This window comes from Nocardia sp. CA-128927 (assembly GCF_050955855.1).
In the GTDB taxonomy this organism is placed as follows: Bacteria; Actinomycetota; Actinomycetes; order Mycobacteriales; family Mycobacteriaceae; genus Nocardia.
Genome location: NZ_CP192087.1, coordinates 1,681,156 through 1,696,285, shown reverse-complemented (window position 1 = coordinate 1,696,285; position 15,130 = coordinate 1,681,156). Strand labels below are relative to the sequence as shown.

The following is a 15,130-nucleotide window of genomic DNA, read 5'->3' as shown; positions in this document are numbered from 1 at the left end:
TTCCTATTTGATGGCGACCCGCACCTTGACGGCGCCGTCGGCGTCGACGTCGGCGAGGACCTGGGAGATCAGGGCGGAGATGTCGATCCGCGGCGCGGACGAGGTGATCGCGTCGACCAGGGGACGCAACGCCGGAGCAAGGGAACTCAACTCTGGTTGGAGCTCGCGCAACATAGCAACGTTCTTTTCGGTGAACGGAGCGATCCCGTTGCCTTTGGTGTACTGATCGATCGGCTCGCTGTCGACCATGCGGCCCACGTGAGTGACCACATTGCTCAGCGCCTGAGCGAACTTGACCCACTCGGGTGCGGCGGCGCTGAAGGACGGGCCCACCCAATCCATATTGGTGGCCGTGTTCTGCAGGCTGTTGAGTAGCGAGACGATCTGAGGGTTGCGGCTCATGACGGCCGCGGCGAGCAGATCGCCCGAGCGCTCTAGATTGGGGATCGCGCCGTCGGTGCCGACCAGGGACTTCTCGGCCGTGTCCACCAGCGAGCTGACGACCTTCGGATCTAGCTGGTTCAGCGTTTTGGTGGCCATACGAGCGACCTCAGGAATCGACAGTGGCGTGCGCACATTGGCGGTCTTCAGCTGCTGTCCGTCCCGAATGTACGGTCCGCCATCGGAATTCGGCCGGAACTCGACGTACGGCTCGCCGAGCGCCGACAGATGCTCGATGGTGACCACGCTGTCGGCGGGCACCTGACGGTCGGCGACGAGCTTCAAGCCGACCTCGATGCCACCGACGCTGTTGGTCACCGAGTTGACGCGGCCCACCTCGATACCGGTGAGCAGCACCGGCGAGCCGACGGCCAGCCCACCGGAATTGGCCAGCACCATGGTGGCGTGGGTGTAGTCGGCCAGCGGGTCGACTCGCACTACCCCAAAGGTCAGATACCCCGCGCCGAGCACGATGGTGGCGGCGATGCCGCCCAGCGAGGCGAGCGACCCGAGCTTCATCGGACGACTCTTCATCGGACGACTCCGATCATGCGTAGCGTCTGAATGATCCGGTCGGTCTGGTCCTGAATGGGCACCACGCCGGCGCCATCGGTCTTAATGCCGACAATGTTCACTTTGGGGCCGTGCTCCGCGAACGGAATGATCTTGTCGCGCACCAGCGAAACCACTGCCTGCAGATTCGACGGATGGCTCAGATCCACCGACCCTGCCGATGCCAGCAACGGCAGCAAGGCCTGCACCGTGCCGTCGGCGCTGTTCAGCAACGGCCCCAACCAGGTGAGCGACGTGCCGATCGGAGCGAGCTGACTGAAGATCTTGAACACGCCGACAACGGATGGGGCGATGCCATTCATCTGATCCACCGACTCCTGTGTCAGCAGCTGCGCGAGCTCCGGCCGGATCTTGTGCAGGGCTATGGAGTTGTTGTCGATACCGTCGAGCAGCGAATCGAGCTTGTCCAGGTGATTGCCCAGGTCGACGGCATTGTCGGCCATGGTCTTGCCGATCTGCGCGGTCCGGGCGGGATCCTTCGGCAGGACGCCGTTGAGCTGTTCGATGGTGTCCTGCACCTGCTGCACCGCACCGCCTTGGGTGAACGTGGCCAGCGCGGCCATCGTGTCCTCCAACTGCACCGGCGGTTTCGTCTGCGAAAGCGGAATGGTGCCCGCCGCGGGCAACAACTTGTCGAAGCCGGTGGGCGGGGTGAGCAGCGCGAGGTGGATATCGCCGAGCACCGTGTTCTGCCGTAGTTCGGCACGTGTAGCCGCCGGTAGCTGCACCGACTTCGAGATGCGAGCGTCGACCACCACGTAGCCGCCGCGACCACCGGTCTTGGCCGAATCCACCACCGACACACTCGAAACCGTGCCGACCTGAGCACCATTGGCCATGATCTTCGCCCGCGCAGGCAGGTTCAACACGTTCTCGAACTGGATCCGGATGTCGTAGGTAGCGCCGGAGACCTCGGAGCCGGGCAGGGGAACCGACGAGGGGTCGAAGGCACAGCCCGCGGCGGGCAGCACGGCTGCCATAGCCACCGCGAGGCCGGTTACGAAACGCACACCACCCCTATGTCTTTCGTATTGCCGCCGGTGAAATGAGACGTTCAACCGCCCTGTTTCGTCTCGATTAAACTTCATCGCCCACCTGCCAATCCGAACATCAGGGCCGCCATATCGATCTTCGCCAGGCCACCGTCGGCGGTACAGCGCCCCGGCGCCATGGCATTCAACGCCGCGCAGACCTGGTCGGCATGCTGCTGGGGAATCGCGACCTTCGGCGGGGCGTAAGCGATCCCGGAATTACCCACCGATCGGAACGCGTCGGTCAGCACCGGCGTCATCGAGATGATCTGGGCCACTGAGCCGACCCGGGCACGCAGGAACTTCACCAGCGGCACGGTAAAGTCGAGAGCCTTCATGATCGGGTCACCGAAGTTGGTGGTGAGATCGTTGAGCACCGGAAGCAGCTGCGCAAGCCCATCGACCACGTCCGCACCTGGCTCCAGCAGGTCCGTCCGAGACGCGGAGAGCACCGGCGTCAACCGAGTGAACATCGATTCGATGTCGCCCCAATGCTCCTCGACCTTCTTACCGACCGAGGAGAAGGCGTCGAAGACGCCGACCAGATGACCGATGTCGGCATCGGGCGAAACCATGGCACCACTCAGTTTCTTGATGATCTCGTTGATCTGCGGCCCGGTGCCCGCGGTAGCCGCGTTCAATTCGGACAACCCGTGGGCAAGCGCGTCGGGCGTCTTGGAGTCCGGACCCGAGATTTCCGCCGACAGCTTCGCGACGGCGTTCAATGTCTCGGTGACACTCTTGGGCGTCATCGTCTTGGTGATGCACTGCGCGGAATTCCAGCGCGCGCTGTCCTTACCGGTCGACACCACGGCCAGTTGCCTGGCCGCGACGATACTGTCAGCCAGCGTGGTGGCGCCCGCGTCGGCGTACACCGGTTTACCGGCTTCGACGGCAAACTCCACCCTCACTGATTTGCCCTGCGCCGCAATGGATGTCACCGTCCCCACCGGAATGCCACGCATGGTCACTTGATTGCCGACATACAAGCCGACGCTGTCCGGCATGATCGCGCAGTAGCTCTGGGTCTGCCTCATCGGATCGAAAACGATGAAATAGCCCACGATCACAAGCACGACCGCCACGGCCGCACCCGAGACCGACATGAACGCCCGTGAGCCCAGTATCTTGTGCAACATCAGCAGTTCCTCCCCGGCACCGGTACGCACACCCGCGCGATCGCGTCCGCCGGCGCGGTGATGGTTTGACCGGACTGATCGACCGTCACGCCACCGTCCGGAATGACCAATTTCGACAGCTTCTGCTGCATGTCCTGCACGGAGCCGACGACCGGGTCCAGCCGATTCAGCAGCTCCTCCATCCGCGGCACCGCCTCCAAGAGCGGCTGCAACCTCGGCTTCAGTTCCGCGTAGCTGGGCGCGATAGCCGCAGCCTTGCCGATGACCTGGTTCAACAGCCGAAGACCCTCGCGCAGCTCGGCTTGCTTGTCCAGCACCAAGTCCTCCATGAGGTTGGTGACGTGCACCAGCCTGCCCAGCGAGCCCTTGGCTCCGTCGTACATGGTCACGTACTCGTCGGCGTTGGCGATCGCCTGAGAGATCATCACGTGCTGGCGACTGAGATCGTCGACGAAGCTGTTGACGCTGTCGAGGGTGGTGCGCAACGTGTCCGGGGCCTGCGCGACAGAGGTGCCGAGCGCGGCCAAGTTACGCCGCATGGTATCTCCGTCGATCTTACGGAGCGGCTCGGCCGCGGCCTGGAAGGTCTGCACGAGGCTGTACGGCAGCCGGACCCGGTCGGTCGGAATGTGCTTGCCGCCCAAGGGGGTGGTACCAGAGGGGAACAGCGCCACATAGTTTCCGCCGACGATGGTGAGCATGCGCACGTCCAGCGTGGACTGGTCGCCGACGAACACCTCGGAGTCAGCGGTGAACCGCATGACCACCCGATCCGGTTTCAGCTCCAGCGATTTCACCGTGCCGACACTGACCCCGGCGACACGGATATCGTCACCGACCTTCACCGACTGTGCCTCCGCCAGATCGGCCGTATAGGTCTTCTTGCCGAACGGGACAACGAACAGCACGCCCACCGCGACCGCCATGATCGCCACCAGGGCGACGCCGACCAGGCCCAGCCGGATCTCGCGTCGCCTCTTCTCCCGGTCGCCGACAACCCGACGATCGGCGAAGAAATTGCTCAACCAGCGCATACCGCCACCTGCTGTCCTGCGATCAATACTCCGAGCACCTGCGGCACATCGGCCTGCCCCTTGGCGCACTGCGGCTTCCAGCCCGCCATAGATGACTGAGGAATGGCCGCGTCGAAGCCAGCCAGCAGCCCGGGCAGCTTGTCGAACACTTCGAGGGCCTGCTGAGGATCGGGGAAGGTCTTGTGTATCAACGCATCCACGTCGTCGGGGCTATGCAGGCCGAGCGCGTTGAAAAGGTTGTCCAGCGGACCGAGCACCGAGGGCGCGGTCGCCGCGAATTGAGCCAACCCGGCCATATTGGATTGCAGGCCGGAGAAGATGTCGGCCAGCCGGGCCAGAATCGGCACCATGTAATGGATCTTTCCGCCCGCCGTGTCGTGCAGATCGGACAGATTCTGCAGCACCGCGTCGATCACCGTCTGTCGGTCCTTGACGTGGGCCGCGAGTTTGTCGATCGCTTCCAGGGCGGGCCCGATACCGTTGCCGTCGCCCTCAATGAGCGCGACCATGCTCGCGCTGAACTGGTTGATCTCCTCCGGGGAAATGGCGGCCAGTACCGGCTTCAGGCCGTTGAACATGCTGGTCACGTCGAACGAGGGCACCGTGTGGTCGGTGCCGACGGTCGCGCCACCGGGGATGCGCTTGCCGGGCTGCGGCTGTTGCTGCAAGTCGATATAGCGCTGCCCGGTGAGATTCTGATAGCGGATGGCCAGTTTCGAGTTGTCGTAGATCGGCGCGTCGGTCTTCAGTGACAACTGGACCCGTGCCTGTGCGCCGTCGAGGGAGACGCCGTCGACCTTGCCGACCTGCACACCGTACATGCGCACGTCGTCGCCGACCTTCAAGCCGTTGGCATCGGTGAACAGCGCGTTGTGAGGTTCAGTGGGACCCGACACCGGTCGCTTGATCGCTGTGCAGACGCCGCCGAGCAGGACGATCATCACCAAGGTGAACAACCCCAGCCGCCACGCGGCGGCAGTTACCTTCATCGGGCACCTCCCAGCAACGGTGCCAACACGGGTATTCCGCTTACATCGATCTCGGTGTTCAGGACCGGTCCATTCGGGGTGTCAGGCATCGCCGAGCGCAGGCGTCGCAGCAGTTCTGTGAGATCGGCGCCCGATTGCTGTGGCTGCGGCACCATCCGCGTGAGCAGCGTCAGCACGGGCACGAGCATGTCGGTGACACCGGAGAGATCGCCACCGAGCGCGTCGCCGAGATGGCCGATGCCCGGCAACAGCGTGTCGGTGTGCATCCGCACGCCCGCGTCGAAGGATTCCCGATTGCTCTGCAGCCGTGGGGTATTCCGAAGGATGTACACCATCAGCTCGTTGGCGCTGGAGAAGTCACCAGCGCCGTAGAACGCGGGTCCGAGTCTGCCCGCCAGTTCGGAGGGCGGCATCCGCTGGTTGTCGGTCACGATCTGGGCCACCTGGATAATCGACTGCGCCAGCGGGGTAAACGCCTTCATGTCGTGCGAGACCTGGCTGATCGCCGTGGCCATCTGCGGGGTCAGCACCGAGTCGCCGCTCTGCGACAGGCTGCGCAGCATGCTGCCCATGGTTGCGTCGAACACCGCGGCGGTATGGCTGCCGGTCAGGTCGATCACGCTGTCGTCACGCAGCGCGGACCCGCCGGAGCCACGTCGCAGGGCGATCTCGCTGATACCGAAGAGGTTGGCGGGTGCATAGTCGACCCGCATGCTGTCGTCGAAGCCGTGCAGTTGAGAGCGATTCAGCCGCAGGGTGACTCGCTGCGTGCCCCGATCGTCCGGTGCGATCGCTGCGACGGTGCCCACCTGTACTCCGTCAACGCGCACCGGCGTACCGGCCAGCACGCCGTCGCCGATCTGCTCGGTGTGCAAGGTGATCTGTAAACCGCTGTCGGAACGAAACTCTCGATACAACACAGCGGCCACCAGGACGGCGACGAGCACCCCGAACGCGACCACCCCGATCAGCCGGGTCCGCTGCTTGTCGACCGCCACTCCGGGCATTCCATACTTCGGCATCGCAGTTACCCCGTAAAACTGATCGTCGCGTTGAAGCCCCACAGCACGATGGTGAGGACCATGTCGATGGCCACGATCGCCACCGACGAGGCGCGCACCGCGCGGCCGGAGGCAATGCCGACGCCCTCGGGTCCACCGGTGGCGAAGAAGCCGTAGTAGCTGTGGATGAGGATGACGACGGTGGCGAAGATGGCCACCTTGATCACCGCGGCGACCACGTCGAACCCGGACACGAATTGGAAGAAGTAGTGGTCGTACACGCCCGCGGCTTGGCCGTGCACCAGCGTGATCAGCCCGCGGCAGGACAGGTAGGCCAGGATCAGCCCGATCAGGAAGGTCGGCACGATCGAGATCGCGCCGGCGATCACCCGGGTGGTCACGACGAAGGGCACCGAGCGCAGGCCCATCGCCTCGAGCGCATCGATCTCCTCGGAGATGCGCATGGAGCCGATCTCGGCGGTGATGCGGCACCCGGCCTGCGCGGCGAAGCCGATTGCTGCGGCGATGGGGGCGAGCTCACGAGTGGTCGCGTAGGCGGAGACGATGCCGGTGACCGGGCCCATGCCCAGCATGTTCAACATGGTGAACGATTCGACGGCGACGGACGCGCCCATCACCAGGCCGAGCACGATCATCATCGGCACCGTGCCGCCGCCGACGATGACCGAGCCGCGGCCCCAGGTCATGTCGGAGATGATGCGCAGCGTCTCGTCGCGATAGTGCTTGAGCGTCGAGGGGATCGACGACAGCACCTGCCAGACGAAGGCCAGCACGAAGCCGAGCGACTCGAACCGCGCGAAGACCAGGCTGCGGCGACGGTAGATCCAGCCCAAGCCCTTGGGCACATAGGTCGATGCCATGTCAGACCAGCCTGGTCGGCAGGAACATCTCGACCACCTGGGTGACGCCCAGGTTGACGATGGCGATCGACACGACCGACAGCACCACCGCCGCGTTCACCGCGTCGGCCACCCCGCGCGGTCCGCCCTTGGCCTCCAGCCCGCGCTGGCAGGCGATGACCACCACCAGGAAGCCGAACAGGGCCGCCTTGAGCAGCGACACCCACACGTCGGCGACGGTGGTGAAGGAGCCGAAGGTGGCCCAGTAGCTACCGGGGGTGACGTTCTGACCGCCGACCGCGACCGCGTACCCGGCGACAACGCCGACGAAGATGATGAGGATGTTGAGCAACGGCGCCACCACGATCATCGCGACCATCCGTGGAATCACCAGGCGTGGAATCGGATTGATGCCCATCGTATTGAGCGCGTCGATCTCCTCGCGGATCGTGCGCGCGCCCAGATCAGCGGCAATGGCGGCAGCACCCGCGCCGCCGAGGAGGAATCCGGTGGCCAGTGGGGCGCCCTGCTTGATCACGCCGAGGCCGCCGGTCGCACCGAGCAGCGAGTCCGCGCCGAGCGTGTGGATGAGGTTGCCGACCTGAATCGAGACGATGACGCCGAACGGGATCGCGATGAGGATCGCCGGGATCGCCGTCACGGTCACCAAGCGCCATGCCTGCGTAGTAGCCTCGCGCCACTGGAACTGGCCGCGCACGATCCCGGTGACCGTGCCGGTCACCGATTCCTGCGCGATGTCGACGGCTCGCCCGAAGGTCCGCAACGAGGAGACGACCGTGTCGGAGAAATTCTTGCGGACGATACGAACGGCGGAAGCGCGCGAGCGAGCCCCGGTCACGGAAGCCACGTGTGGTCCCAGCCAAGCTGGTGTGTCGCGAGTTTCAAATCGTTCTCTCCATGATGGGCGTCACTGGCACCATGAAGCTATCGGTGACACTTGGTCACAGTAAAGACGATCACGGTGTGAGCATTGCCTCTTGCTAGCTTGCCAATGAATAGCTTCCCGTGCTGGTCAAAGCTGTAACCTGGAAGTGATTGGCCATTCTGCAACGAGTTATCAGCACATATCGGCTATGGCTATGATGCATATCACTCAGTTGAGCTAACTCTGAGCAAGATCACGTAACGATGGCTGGAAGGACGAAAGCAGCGAAAAGGACAAGGTGGACGCCACGCCCGCGAGATGAGGGCCGACGCGGAGACAACCGTCAGCACACATCGAGCGCGTGACACCGGAAGCAGGCGCAGCGAAATCGTCAAGCCGCTGGCCGCAGCGAAATCGAGCAGCCATGACTCCGGTCACGGGATCGTCGAAGTCCGACATCTGCCGACCAGTATGTGAGCTGAAACATACGGACTACGGACTGGCGGCAAGAAACACAAAAGCCGAGAACAAAGCCAAATGGACGCCACCCTGCAGCAGCGTCGCCCGGCCTGGCACAACCGTCAGGACACCGACCACGATCGTCAGCGCGAGCAACACCATCTGGGTGGCGCCGAGCCCGAGCACCAGCGGTCCGTCCAGCCAGATGGTCGCCACCGCGATCGCCGGGATGGTCAGGCCGATGCTCGCCATCGCCGAGCCGAGCGCGAGGTTGAGGCTGATCTGCACCTGATCGCGGCGCGCGGCCCGCACCGCGGCGAGGGTTTCCGGCAACAGCACGAGCAACGCGATCACCACACCGACGGCCGAGGGTGGCAGCCCGGCATCGGCGACGGCCGACTCGATGGACGGCGAGACCACCTTGGCCAGCCCGACCACACAAACCAAGGCAACGAACAACATCCCGAGGCTGATCAGCGCGGCTCTGGCGGTGGGCGATTCGCTGTGCTCGTCGTCGTCGGTCACCACGCCGTCGCCCTCGACCGGCAGGAAGTCGTCCGGATGCCGCACCGTCTGGACCATCACGAACAGCCCGTACAGCGCCAGCGAGGCGACCGCGGCGAAGGCCAGCTGCCCGGCGGAGAACTCCGGTCCGGACTGGCTGGTGGTGAAGGTCGGCAGCACCAGGCTGAGCGTGGCCAGCGTCGCGACCGTGGCCAGCGCCGCGCCGGTGCCCTCGGCGTTGAACACCGCCACCCGCCTGCGCAGCGCGCCGACCAGCAGGGAAAGGCCGAAGATGCCGTTGCAGGTGATCATGACCGCGGCGAAGACGGTGTCGCTGGTGACGACATGGAGGCGGCCTGGAACGCGTGCAGTCCCGATGTGCGGGGCAAGATCGTTGATGCGTTGATGACGGTAACGATCCTGCCTGCGTCTCGTGGCCGCAAGATCGGCGGTAAGTACTTCGATCCCCGGTTCATCACGATCGAGTGGAAGGACCCGAGTGCGGCTTAGCTCGATACGAGAGAAGCCCCGCCCTTCTTGCCGTTTGGCGAGTTGGACGGGGCTTCGTTGTGGGTGGCGGGTTACGCGGCGTCGGGCGTGACGGGTCGGCCGCTGCCGATCCAGGAAATTCGATCCGCGCCTTTTCGATTCCAACTCGGGGGGATACCGACCCATATGTCAGAGAGCAGGCCAATGGTCGCCTCCAACCCCCTCCCCCCTGGCTGCGTTCCTCGATCGGTGCTGGCTGGGGCATCCTGGGAGTGTGGCGACCGATGAGCAGTTCCACCGGGAAGCGCCTGCTAGTGGTGGCAGGCAGCGTTACGAAGCGGGGCAACAACGGGCCGATGACCATGGCTGGGTCTCGATCGCAGCGCGGTCGGCGGCATTGCGACAGAGTCTGATCGATGCAGCCCACCGGCTCGCCGCAACCGAGGACGATGCAGCCCTCCTGTACGACGAGATCGCGTCTCTCGGCCGTACCAGAGAAGCCACCGCGCGCCGACTCGCCGAGCACGCCCGCGCTTCTGCCCGCCGAGCACGCGAGATCGCCGACCATTTTCACGTTGCGACCGATCCCGACTGATCCCGCAGGAGGGCAGGCCAGCGGTCATCTCGGACCCCCTCCCCCCGGCTGCGCAGATATTGCCCCATATGACTGAGGAGTGGGCCACGCCCTAGAGGGAGGGACCTACCGGTACCCCATCGGTCTGGTGTTCGGCAGAAAGCGGCGAACGATGAGACCCGAACACCCCCATGTCGGCGGAGTTGAGCGGGGACGACGAACGCCACCGCAGTGTGGTCCGGTCGGACCGGGCCAGCAACTCCCGCCCCCTTGGTGCCACCGCAGCACAACCGCACGGACGGTCGGCCCGACCGGCACCCGTATGCATGAGCCGACTGAGCCAACTGGGCCAACTGACCGTGACCAGGTCAAACGCTATGAGCCAACTACGAGACGATTGCCAGTGGGACCACACATCGCAGTGAGCCGACTGGGCTCGGTCCCCTCCCCGCCCGCCTCAGCGATGGCGGTTGGCATAGGGCCTGCCTGCCTGTACGGGTTCCGGAGTTCCGGCCCGACCGATCGGCACCGCCGCGCCTTCTGGTGGGTAAAAGCATTTCAATCGACCCGGCCTTTTGAGAGGGTGCCGAACAAAGCGGTCCCTCGCTCCTCGCGCTAGAGATTTGCAAGGGGGGCAGCCTGTTTACACAACCCGGAAACCCGTACAGCGTTGCTCCTGCTATACCGGACGCATCCACCGCGATACCGGGGCGGGGGCACCTACCCCCAGGCATTGGGTAGCTAACGGCCATCACGCGTTATACCGCGCGAGCGGTCCGGACCCTGCCCGGTACCACCGCGCTCGACGTTGGGCGAGTGTCCCGGTGGCTCCCGCACCGCTCCATGCGGATCGGTGCCTTGCCCCAGCCAGTGGAGCCGTTGCACCTCGGTGAGCCGACCCTGTGCCTGTAGCCGCTCGTACGCCGCGTTCCTGGCCGCGTCTTGCTCTCTCGCTGCGTCACGGGCTAGTTGTTCTTTCTCGGCTGCACGCGCCTTGTCAGCCGCTTCACGTTCCACGCTGGCAGCGTCGGCCACCTCCGGGGCAACTCGGCCCCCAATCTCGACGGCTCCTCGCTCCTGAGACTGGCTAGGCACCGGGAACGGGAACTCCCTCAGTACTCGTTCGGCGGATTCCCTTGCGACCCTGTCCCGTTCGGCTTGTGATGCTGCCCGTTCCCGCGCTACACGCTGGAGTACTTCGAGCGTTTTCCGTTCCCGCGCTACCCGTTCAGGGGCGTCGGCCCGCCCGCGCGCGGCGGCTTCTCGAAGCTGCTGCATTTTACGGTTTTGCTCAGCACGCACTTTCGCCCGCTCGACCGCTTTCTGCTGCGCATCACGCTGTTTGGCGAGTTCCTTGCCGACCTCGATAGCCTGCTTGAACTGTTCCTTAGTGATCTCGACCGTACGGAACTGTCCAGGGTACTTGTCGCGAAGTTCCTGCATCTTGACCGCAACTTCACGGTCGATGCGTGCGTTCGGCCTCATGTACCACTCGATGGTCATACCACGTGCAAGCCCATGCTCATCCTTTTCGAGCTGGCGCAATGCGTCCTTGGTGACTCTGCCCGCTTTGAACTCCATGGCATGGCGGATTTCGATGTGACGAATATCGTCGTATCTCGGCCCTCTATCGGTGGTCCGGTGGACCTCTTTATCCCATCCTTTTTCTTCGGTGCGGCCGAGGATATGCCCCATTCCATCTCTGAATTGGTTACCGAAGTCGCGGGAGCGGCCCCATTTTCCTTGGACACGACGCCAGTCCTCACGGGCGCGTGGCTCTTCACCTCGCGCGAGCTTCCGTTTCCGATACGCCTCGTAGCGGGCATCTTCGGCATCCACCATGCACCCCCCGAGGTGCTGACGCTCAGATCATTAGTCGACCTGAGCTGACTTCCATTTGGCAAAACCATCAGTGGAGTAGCCGAATATGCGGCTCCACTCGTTACCGGTCCGCCGATGCATCGCAGCCGTCAGTAGATTGACCACATCCAGATATTCAGGATTCTCGGGCGTATGAATGACCGGGCCGAAGCCGAGCGGATTCCTGCGGCTATCGAATGACGGCTCATTCCGCCATATCCCTTCGAAATTCCTGCGGAAAACCTCCCCCACATATCGGGAGAACTGGTCTGCGACATCCCGGTTCTCCGGCAGAGGTACCGTCTCCCAATCAGGGAAGAGTTTCAGCGCCGCAGCTTCAGCGTGCTGTAAGCCCTCTGCCGTCCATGGGTTTTCGGGCAGGTCCGGCACTGTTTCAGTGAAAAACTTGTGGATCTGGACGTCCATGTCTGCGAGCCACGCCAACCAGTTCTGGTCTTCCTGGTCCTTCTCCCGCTGCCGCAACTCGGCTTTGGTGTACTTGCGGTCCCTACCCATGTGCACCCCTCACGTATCGGTCCGAACAGAACAGTGTCCCGCGTGCAGGGCACAAGATACAAGCAACTCACGCCGAAGGCTGGTCGTCGCTTGCAACGCAGGGCCGCTGTGCATCAACGAATCGTGTCCGTGCGGCTTCGAGCCATTCGAGGAGTCTCCCGGCCTGTGGCTCCCCTGCGAGATTCCACGCGTCCTTGGCCCGAAGCCACTCGCTCAGCGCCTCCTGATACTCGCTCATGGTCCGTCGTACAGTCGCTCGGTCGGCAAACGCCGCAGACCTGTTGTGTCGCCAGGGATTACGGCCACGGCGTCGATGAAGCCCCTCTGCCGTTGCTCCTCTAGGAAGAACAGCGCGGCGGTGAGACAGGCGGCGAAGTCGAGCGATTCGCCCCGCAGCGTCACGCGTAGGTGTAGGTCCGGCTCCTCCGGATGGGGAGAGCTATGGTCAGCAATCCTGTCGGCACTCATCGGCGTAACCGATCGCTGCCAGCCTCGGCACCGGAGTTCGTAGACTCACGCGAAGGGCACGACACCGCCATCAGCGTGACCGTCGCCGGACGAATCACCGTCGCACCGCACTGCGACAACAACACCGTTTGACCTGCGCCGTTCTCAGCCACGATGCACCGCCAACGATCGCGAATCGCGATTGATCCCGGTACACGCACGTATCACTTCCACTACGGCCTTGCCTGACGGACGGAAGGTATTGCGCGGTAGTTCAATCCAGCGCCGCAACGCCCCCGTTTCCGCTGTTGGCGACGGCAACGCGATTGCCCCGTCACGAACGATCATCACGTTCAGCCGGAACATGTCGCTGAACACCCGCGTGTCGTCATCAGGCACATCAGGCCGGACCAAAAAGCTCCACCGATTTGAGCCGACGTGCACCACGATCGGGCCAACCGCTACGCCATGTCGCTGCATATGGCCCCGTAGCACGATCCCCAACGGTCCGGGCATAGTCAGCGCTCTGGTGCACCCAGCAGGGAACGTAATCCGCGCAGAACCAGGCGGGTCGATGTTGGCGGGCAGGCCACACACCAACCTGTAGTAGATACATCGGGATTCTGGTGTGTCACCAAACGGTATGCGCTCCATCACGTTTCAGACCCCTGCTCGCCCTGGAAAGTTGGGTGGCCCGGCCCTCCCGCCGCGAATCGGGAGGGTAGCTCCGGAAGCGGGAGCCACGTACCGGGCACGTACTAAGAGCACACCCGTTCATGGCACGCTGCAAGTACGTGATGGGTTTTCATCAGCAGTTTTCCCAAAACGCCAGAGTGGTTGTCGCCGGTAGCCGAAACTTTTCTCATCACGGAAAACACCTGTAGCCGCAGCGGGAAGTGAGAGAGCGTGTCAGACGACATCGAGACGACGTTGCCGAGACGTCAACTCGGCCAGTACCTCCGGGAAGCGCGGCAGGCAGCGAACATGACGCTGGAACAAGTCGCGCCGATGATGCAGTGGTCCACGAGCAAACTTCAGCGGGTGGAGAAGGGGCAGTCGCCTAAAGTTCGGGAACTCGACGTTGAAGCCCTTTGCCGCATCTATGACGTTGACGATGACCTGACTTCCGCCCTGAAGGGTCTTGCGCAGCAGGCGACGGTCAAGTCGTGGTGGCACGCCTTCGATGATCTGATCGAGGGCAACTTCAATCTGTACGTCGGACTCGAGTCCAACGCGCATCGACTCGCCCTCTACCGCCCCGACGTAGTTCCGGGAATCCTTCAGACGCCCGAGTACGCCCGTGTGCTCGACCGTGCGTACTTCCCGGATGAACCGACCGAAGACCTCGAGCGACGCGCACAGCTTCGACTCAAGCGACAAGCGCTCATCCATCGAAAGACGCAACCGGCCTCGGCAGAATTCATCCTGAACGAAGCTACCTTGCGCTACGTCGTTGGCGGCCCGGAGGTAATGGCGGTACAACTGCACCATCTCGCGAACATGCCGCAGAACGTGGCGGTGCGCATCCAACCGTTCTCCGCTGGCTTCCCTCTCGGCATCGCGCCGGGGCCGTTCGTCATCCTGGACTTCGGAATAGACGCGAAGGGACGAGAAGCCGCACCGACTGTCGTCTACGTCGAGTCCTATGCCGGTGACATGTACCTCGAGCGGCCAAAAGACGTCGGGAGGTATCGTCAGGCGTACAACACCATCCAGCAATCCACCTTGGATGTGCCGACCAGCAAGAGCCTGTTGAGACGGGTAGCAAGGGAGTACGAGAGTGACCGTTGACCTGTCCGGGGCCAAGTGGTTCAAGAGCAGCCGCAGCGGTGGGGGCAAGGAATGCGTGGAGGTCGCGCACTTGAACGGGGGCAAGGTCGGCGTGCGTGACTCCAAGAATCCGACCGGCCCGGCGCTCGTCTTCACCCCCGGCGCGTGGGACGCCTTTACCGCTGGCATCGACGATGGCGCGTTCGATCGACCGTGACCCTACACGGAGCCCGGTACGACATCACGATTAGTCGTCCGGGCTTCTTCATGCCTTGAACTGGGGTTTTAAAACCGTTTTACCTGATAGTTGGAGACCTCGATGACGGTCACCGCGACCGCGAGCACCAGCGAACCGAACGGCTCGCCGACCCGGTGCGCGACCACCTCCGCGTGATAGACCGCCGCGAGCACCGCACCGATCAGCGCCGCGGCCACCACGACGACGGCCACCCCGGACAGGCTTCGCCCCCAGGTGACGGCCAGCGCGAGGGCGGCGAGGACAGGTACGAACACGGTCCAGCGGTCGGTCAACACACGGATCATGAGATCCATCGTTG

At 63.8% G+C, this 15,130-nt stretch carries 16 protein-coding genes and 2 pseudogenes; 4 read left to right on the top strand and 14 right to left on the bottom strand.

Annotated features, from left to right (window positions below):
• Positions 1 to 3: 3 nt before the first annotated feature.
• The 9 genes and pseudogenes from ACQPW1_RS07950 to ACQPW1_RS07910 all read right to left on the bottom strand — a co-directional run.
• Complete coding sequence (locus tag ACQPW1_RS07950; RefSeq protein ID WP_433662075.1) at positions 4 to 975, bottom strand: MlaD family protein; 972 nt, start codon at positions 973 to 975, stop codon at positions 4 to 6.
• Positions 972 to 2,024 (bottom strand): MlaD family protein, encoded by a 1,053-nt coding sequence (locus tag ACQPW1_RS07945; RefSeq protein ID WP_433662074.1) that lies wholly within the window; start codon positions 2,022 to 2,024, stop codon positions 972 to 974. Before ACQPW1_RS07945 ends, ACQPW1_RS07950 begins: the two co-directional genes overlap by 4 nt.
• Positions 2,025 to 2,098: 74 nt before the next feature.
• Positions 2,099 to 3,184: an MlaD family protein gene (locus ACQPW1_RS07940; RefSeq protein ID WP_433662073.1), complete on the bottom strand. Its 1,086-nt coding sequence runs from the start codon at positions 3,182 to 3,184 to the stop codon at positions 2,099 to 2,101.
• A complete protein-coding gene (locus tag ACQPW1_RS07935; protein WP_433662072.1) occupies positions 3,184 to 4,218 on the bottom strand; it encodes an MlaD family protein in 1,035 nt (344 codons plus the stop codon). Before ACQPW1_RS07935 ends, ACQPW1_RS07940 begins: the two co-directional genes overlap by 1 nt.
• Complete coding sequence (locus ACQPW1_RS07930; RefSeq protein ID WP_433662071.1) at positions 4,206 to 5,207, bottom strand: MlaD family protein; 1,002 nt, start codon at positions 5,205 to 5,207, stop codon at positions 4,206 to 4,208. The genes ACQPW1_RS07935 and ACQPW1_RS07930 overlap by 13 nt, the downstream gene beginning before the upstream one ends.
• The gene (locus ACQPW1_RS07925) at positions 5,204 to 6,229 is read right to left on the bottom strand and encodes an MlaD family protein (protein WP_433662070.1); all 1,026 of its coding nucleotides are present in this window, start codon (positions 6,227 to 6,229) and stop codon (positions 5,204 to 5,206) included. Before ACQPW1_RS07925 ends, ACQPW1_RS07930 begins: the two co-directional genes overlap by 4 nt.
• A gap of 5 nt (positions 6,230 to 6,234) precedes the next feature.
• A complete protein-coding gene (locus ACQPW1_RS07920) occupies positions 6,235 to 7,089 on the bottom strand; it encodes an ABC transporter permease (protein WP_433662069.1) in 855 nt (284 codons plus the stop codon).
• Position 7,090: 1 nt separating this feature from the next.
• Complete coding sequence (locus tag ACQPW1_RS07915; RefSeq protein WP_433662068.1) at positions 7,091 to 7,936, bottom strand: ABC transporter permease; 846 nt, start codon at positions 7,934 to 7,936, stop codon at positions 7,091 to 7,093.
• Between the two features lie 510 nt (positions 7,937 to 8,446).
• Positions 8,447 to 9,250, bottom strand: a pseudogene (locus tag ACQPW1_RS07910) (calcium:proton antiporter); the annotation flags it as partial.
• 12 nt (positions 9,251 to 9,262) lie between these two features.
• On the opposite strand from ACQPW1_RS07910, the gene ACQPW1_RS07905 reads away from it, so the two are divergent.
• Both ACQPW1_RS07905 and ACQPW1_RS07900 read left to right on the top strand, forming a co-directional pair.
• On the top strand, positions 9,263 to 9,427 hold the full coding sequence (locus ACQPW1_RS07905) for a hypothetical protein (RefSeq protein WP_433665599.1): 165 nt from the start codon (positions 9,263 to 9,265) through the stop codon (positions 9,425 to 9,427).
• Positions 9,428 to 9,680: 253 nt separating this feature from the next.
• Complete coding sequence (locus tag ACQPW1_RS07900) at positions 9,681 to 10,001, top strand: hypothetical protein (protein ID WP_433662067.1); 321 nt, start codon at positions 9,681 to 9,683, stop codon at positions 9,999 to 10,001.
• A gap of 720 nt (positions 10,002 to 10,721) precedes the next feature.
• On the opposite strand, the gene ACQPW1_RS07895 is transcribed toward ACQPW1_RS07900, so the two are convergent.
• From ACQPW1_RS07895 to ACQPW1_RS07880, 4 genes are all read right to left on the bottom strand, one after another.
• A complete protein-coding gene (locus tag ACQPW1_RS07895) occupies positions 10,722 to 11,822 on the bottom strand; it encodes a hypothetical protein (RefSeq protein ID WP_433662066.1) in 1,101 nt (366 codons plus the stop codon).
• Positions 11,823 to 11,852: 30 nt separating this feature from the next.
• On the bottom strand, positions 11,853 to 12,356 hold the full coding sequence (locus tag ACQPW1_RS07890; RefSeq protein WP_433662065.1) for a hypothetical protein: 504 nt from the start codon (positions 12,354 to 12,356) through the stop codon (positions 11,853 to 11,855).
• A gap of 234 nt (positions 12,357 to 12,590) precedes the next feature.
• On the bottom strand, positions 12,591 to 12,824 hold the full coding sequence (locus ACQPW1_RS07885; RefSeq protein ID WP_433662064.1) for a hypothetical protein: 234 nt from the start codon (positions 12,822 to 12,824) through the stop codon (positions 12,591 to 12,593).
• Between the two features lie 144 nt (positions 12,825 to 12,968).
• Positions 12,969 to 13,202, bottom strand: a complete 234-nt coding sequence (locus ACQPW1_RS07880) for a hypothetical protein (RefSeq protein WP_433662063.1) — start codon at positions 13,200 to 13,202, stop codon at positions 12,969 to 12,971.
• A gap of 507 nt (positions 13,203 to 13,709) precedes the next feature.
• Between ACQPW1_RS07880 and ACQPW1_RS07875 the strand changes: the two genes are divergently transcribed.
• Both ACQPW1_RS07875 and ACQPW1_RS07870 read left to right on the top strand, forming a co-directional pair.
• Complete coding sequence (locus ACQPW1_RS07875; RefSeq protein WP_433662062.1) at positions 13,710 to 14,594, top strand: helix-turn-helix domain-containing protein; 885 nt, start codon at positions 13,710 to 13,712, stop codon at positions 14,592 to 14,594.
• Positions 14,584 to 14,790 (top strand): DUF397 domain-containing protein, encoded by a 207-nt coding sequence (locus tag ACQPW1_RS07870; protein WP_433662061.1) that lies wholly within the window; start codon positions 14,584 to 14,586, stop codon positions 14,788 to 14,790. Before ACQPW1_RS07875 ends, ACQPW1_RS07870 begins: the two co-directional genes overlap by 11 nt.
• Before the next feature lie 92 nt (positions 14,791 to 14,882).
• Here ACQPW1_RS07870 and ACQPW1_RS07865 read toward each other — a convergent pair.
• A pseudogene (locus ACQPW1_RS07865) lies at positions 14,883 to 15,116 on the bottom strand (ionic transporter y4hA); the annotation flags it as partial.
• Positions 15,117 to 15,130: the final 14 nt, after the last annotated feature.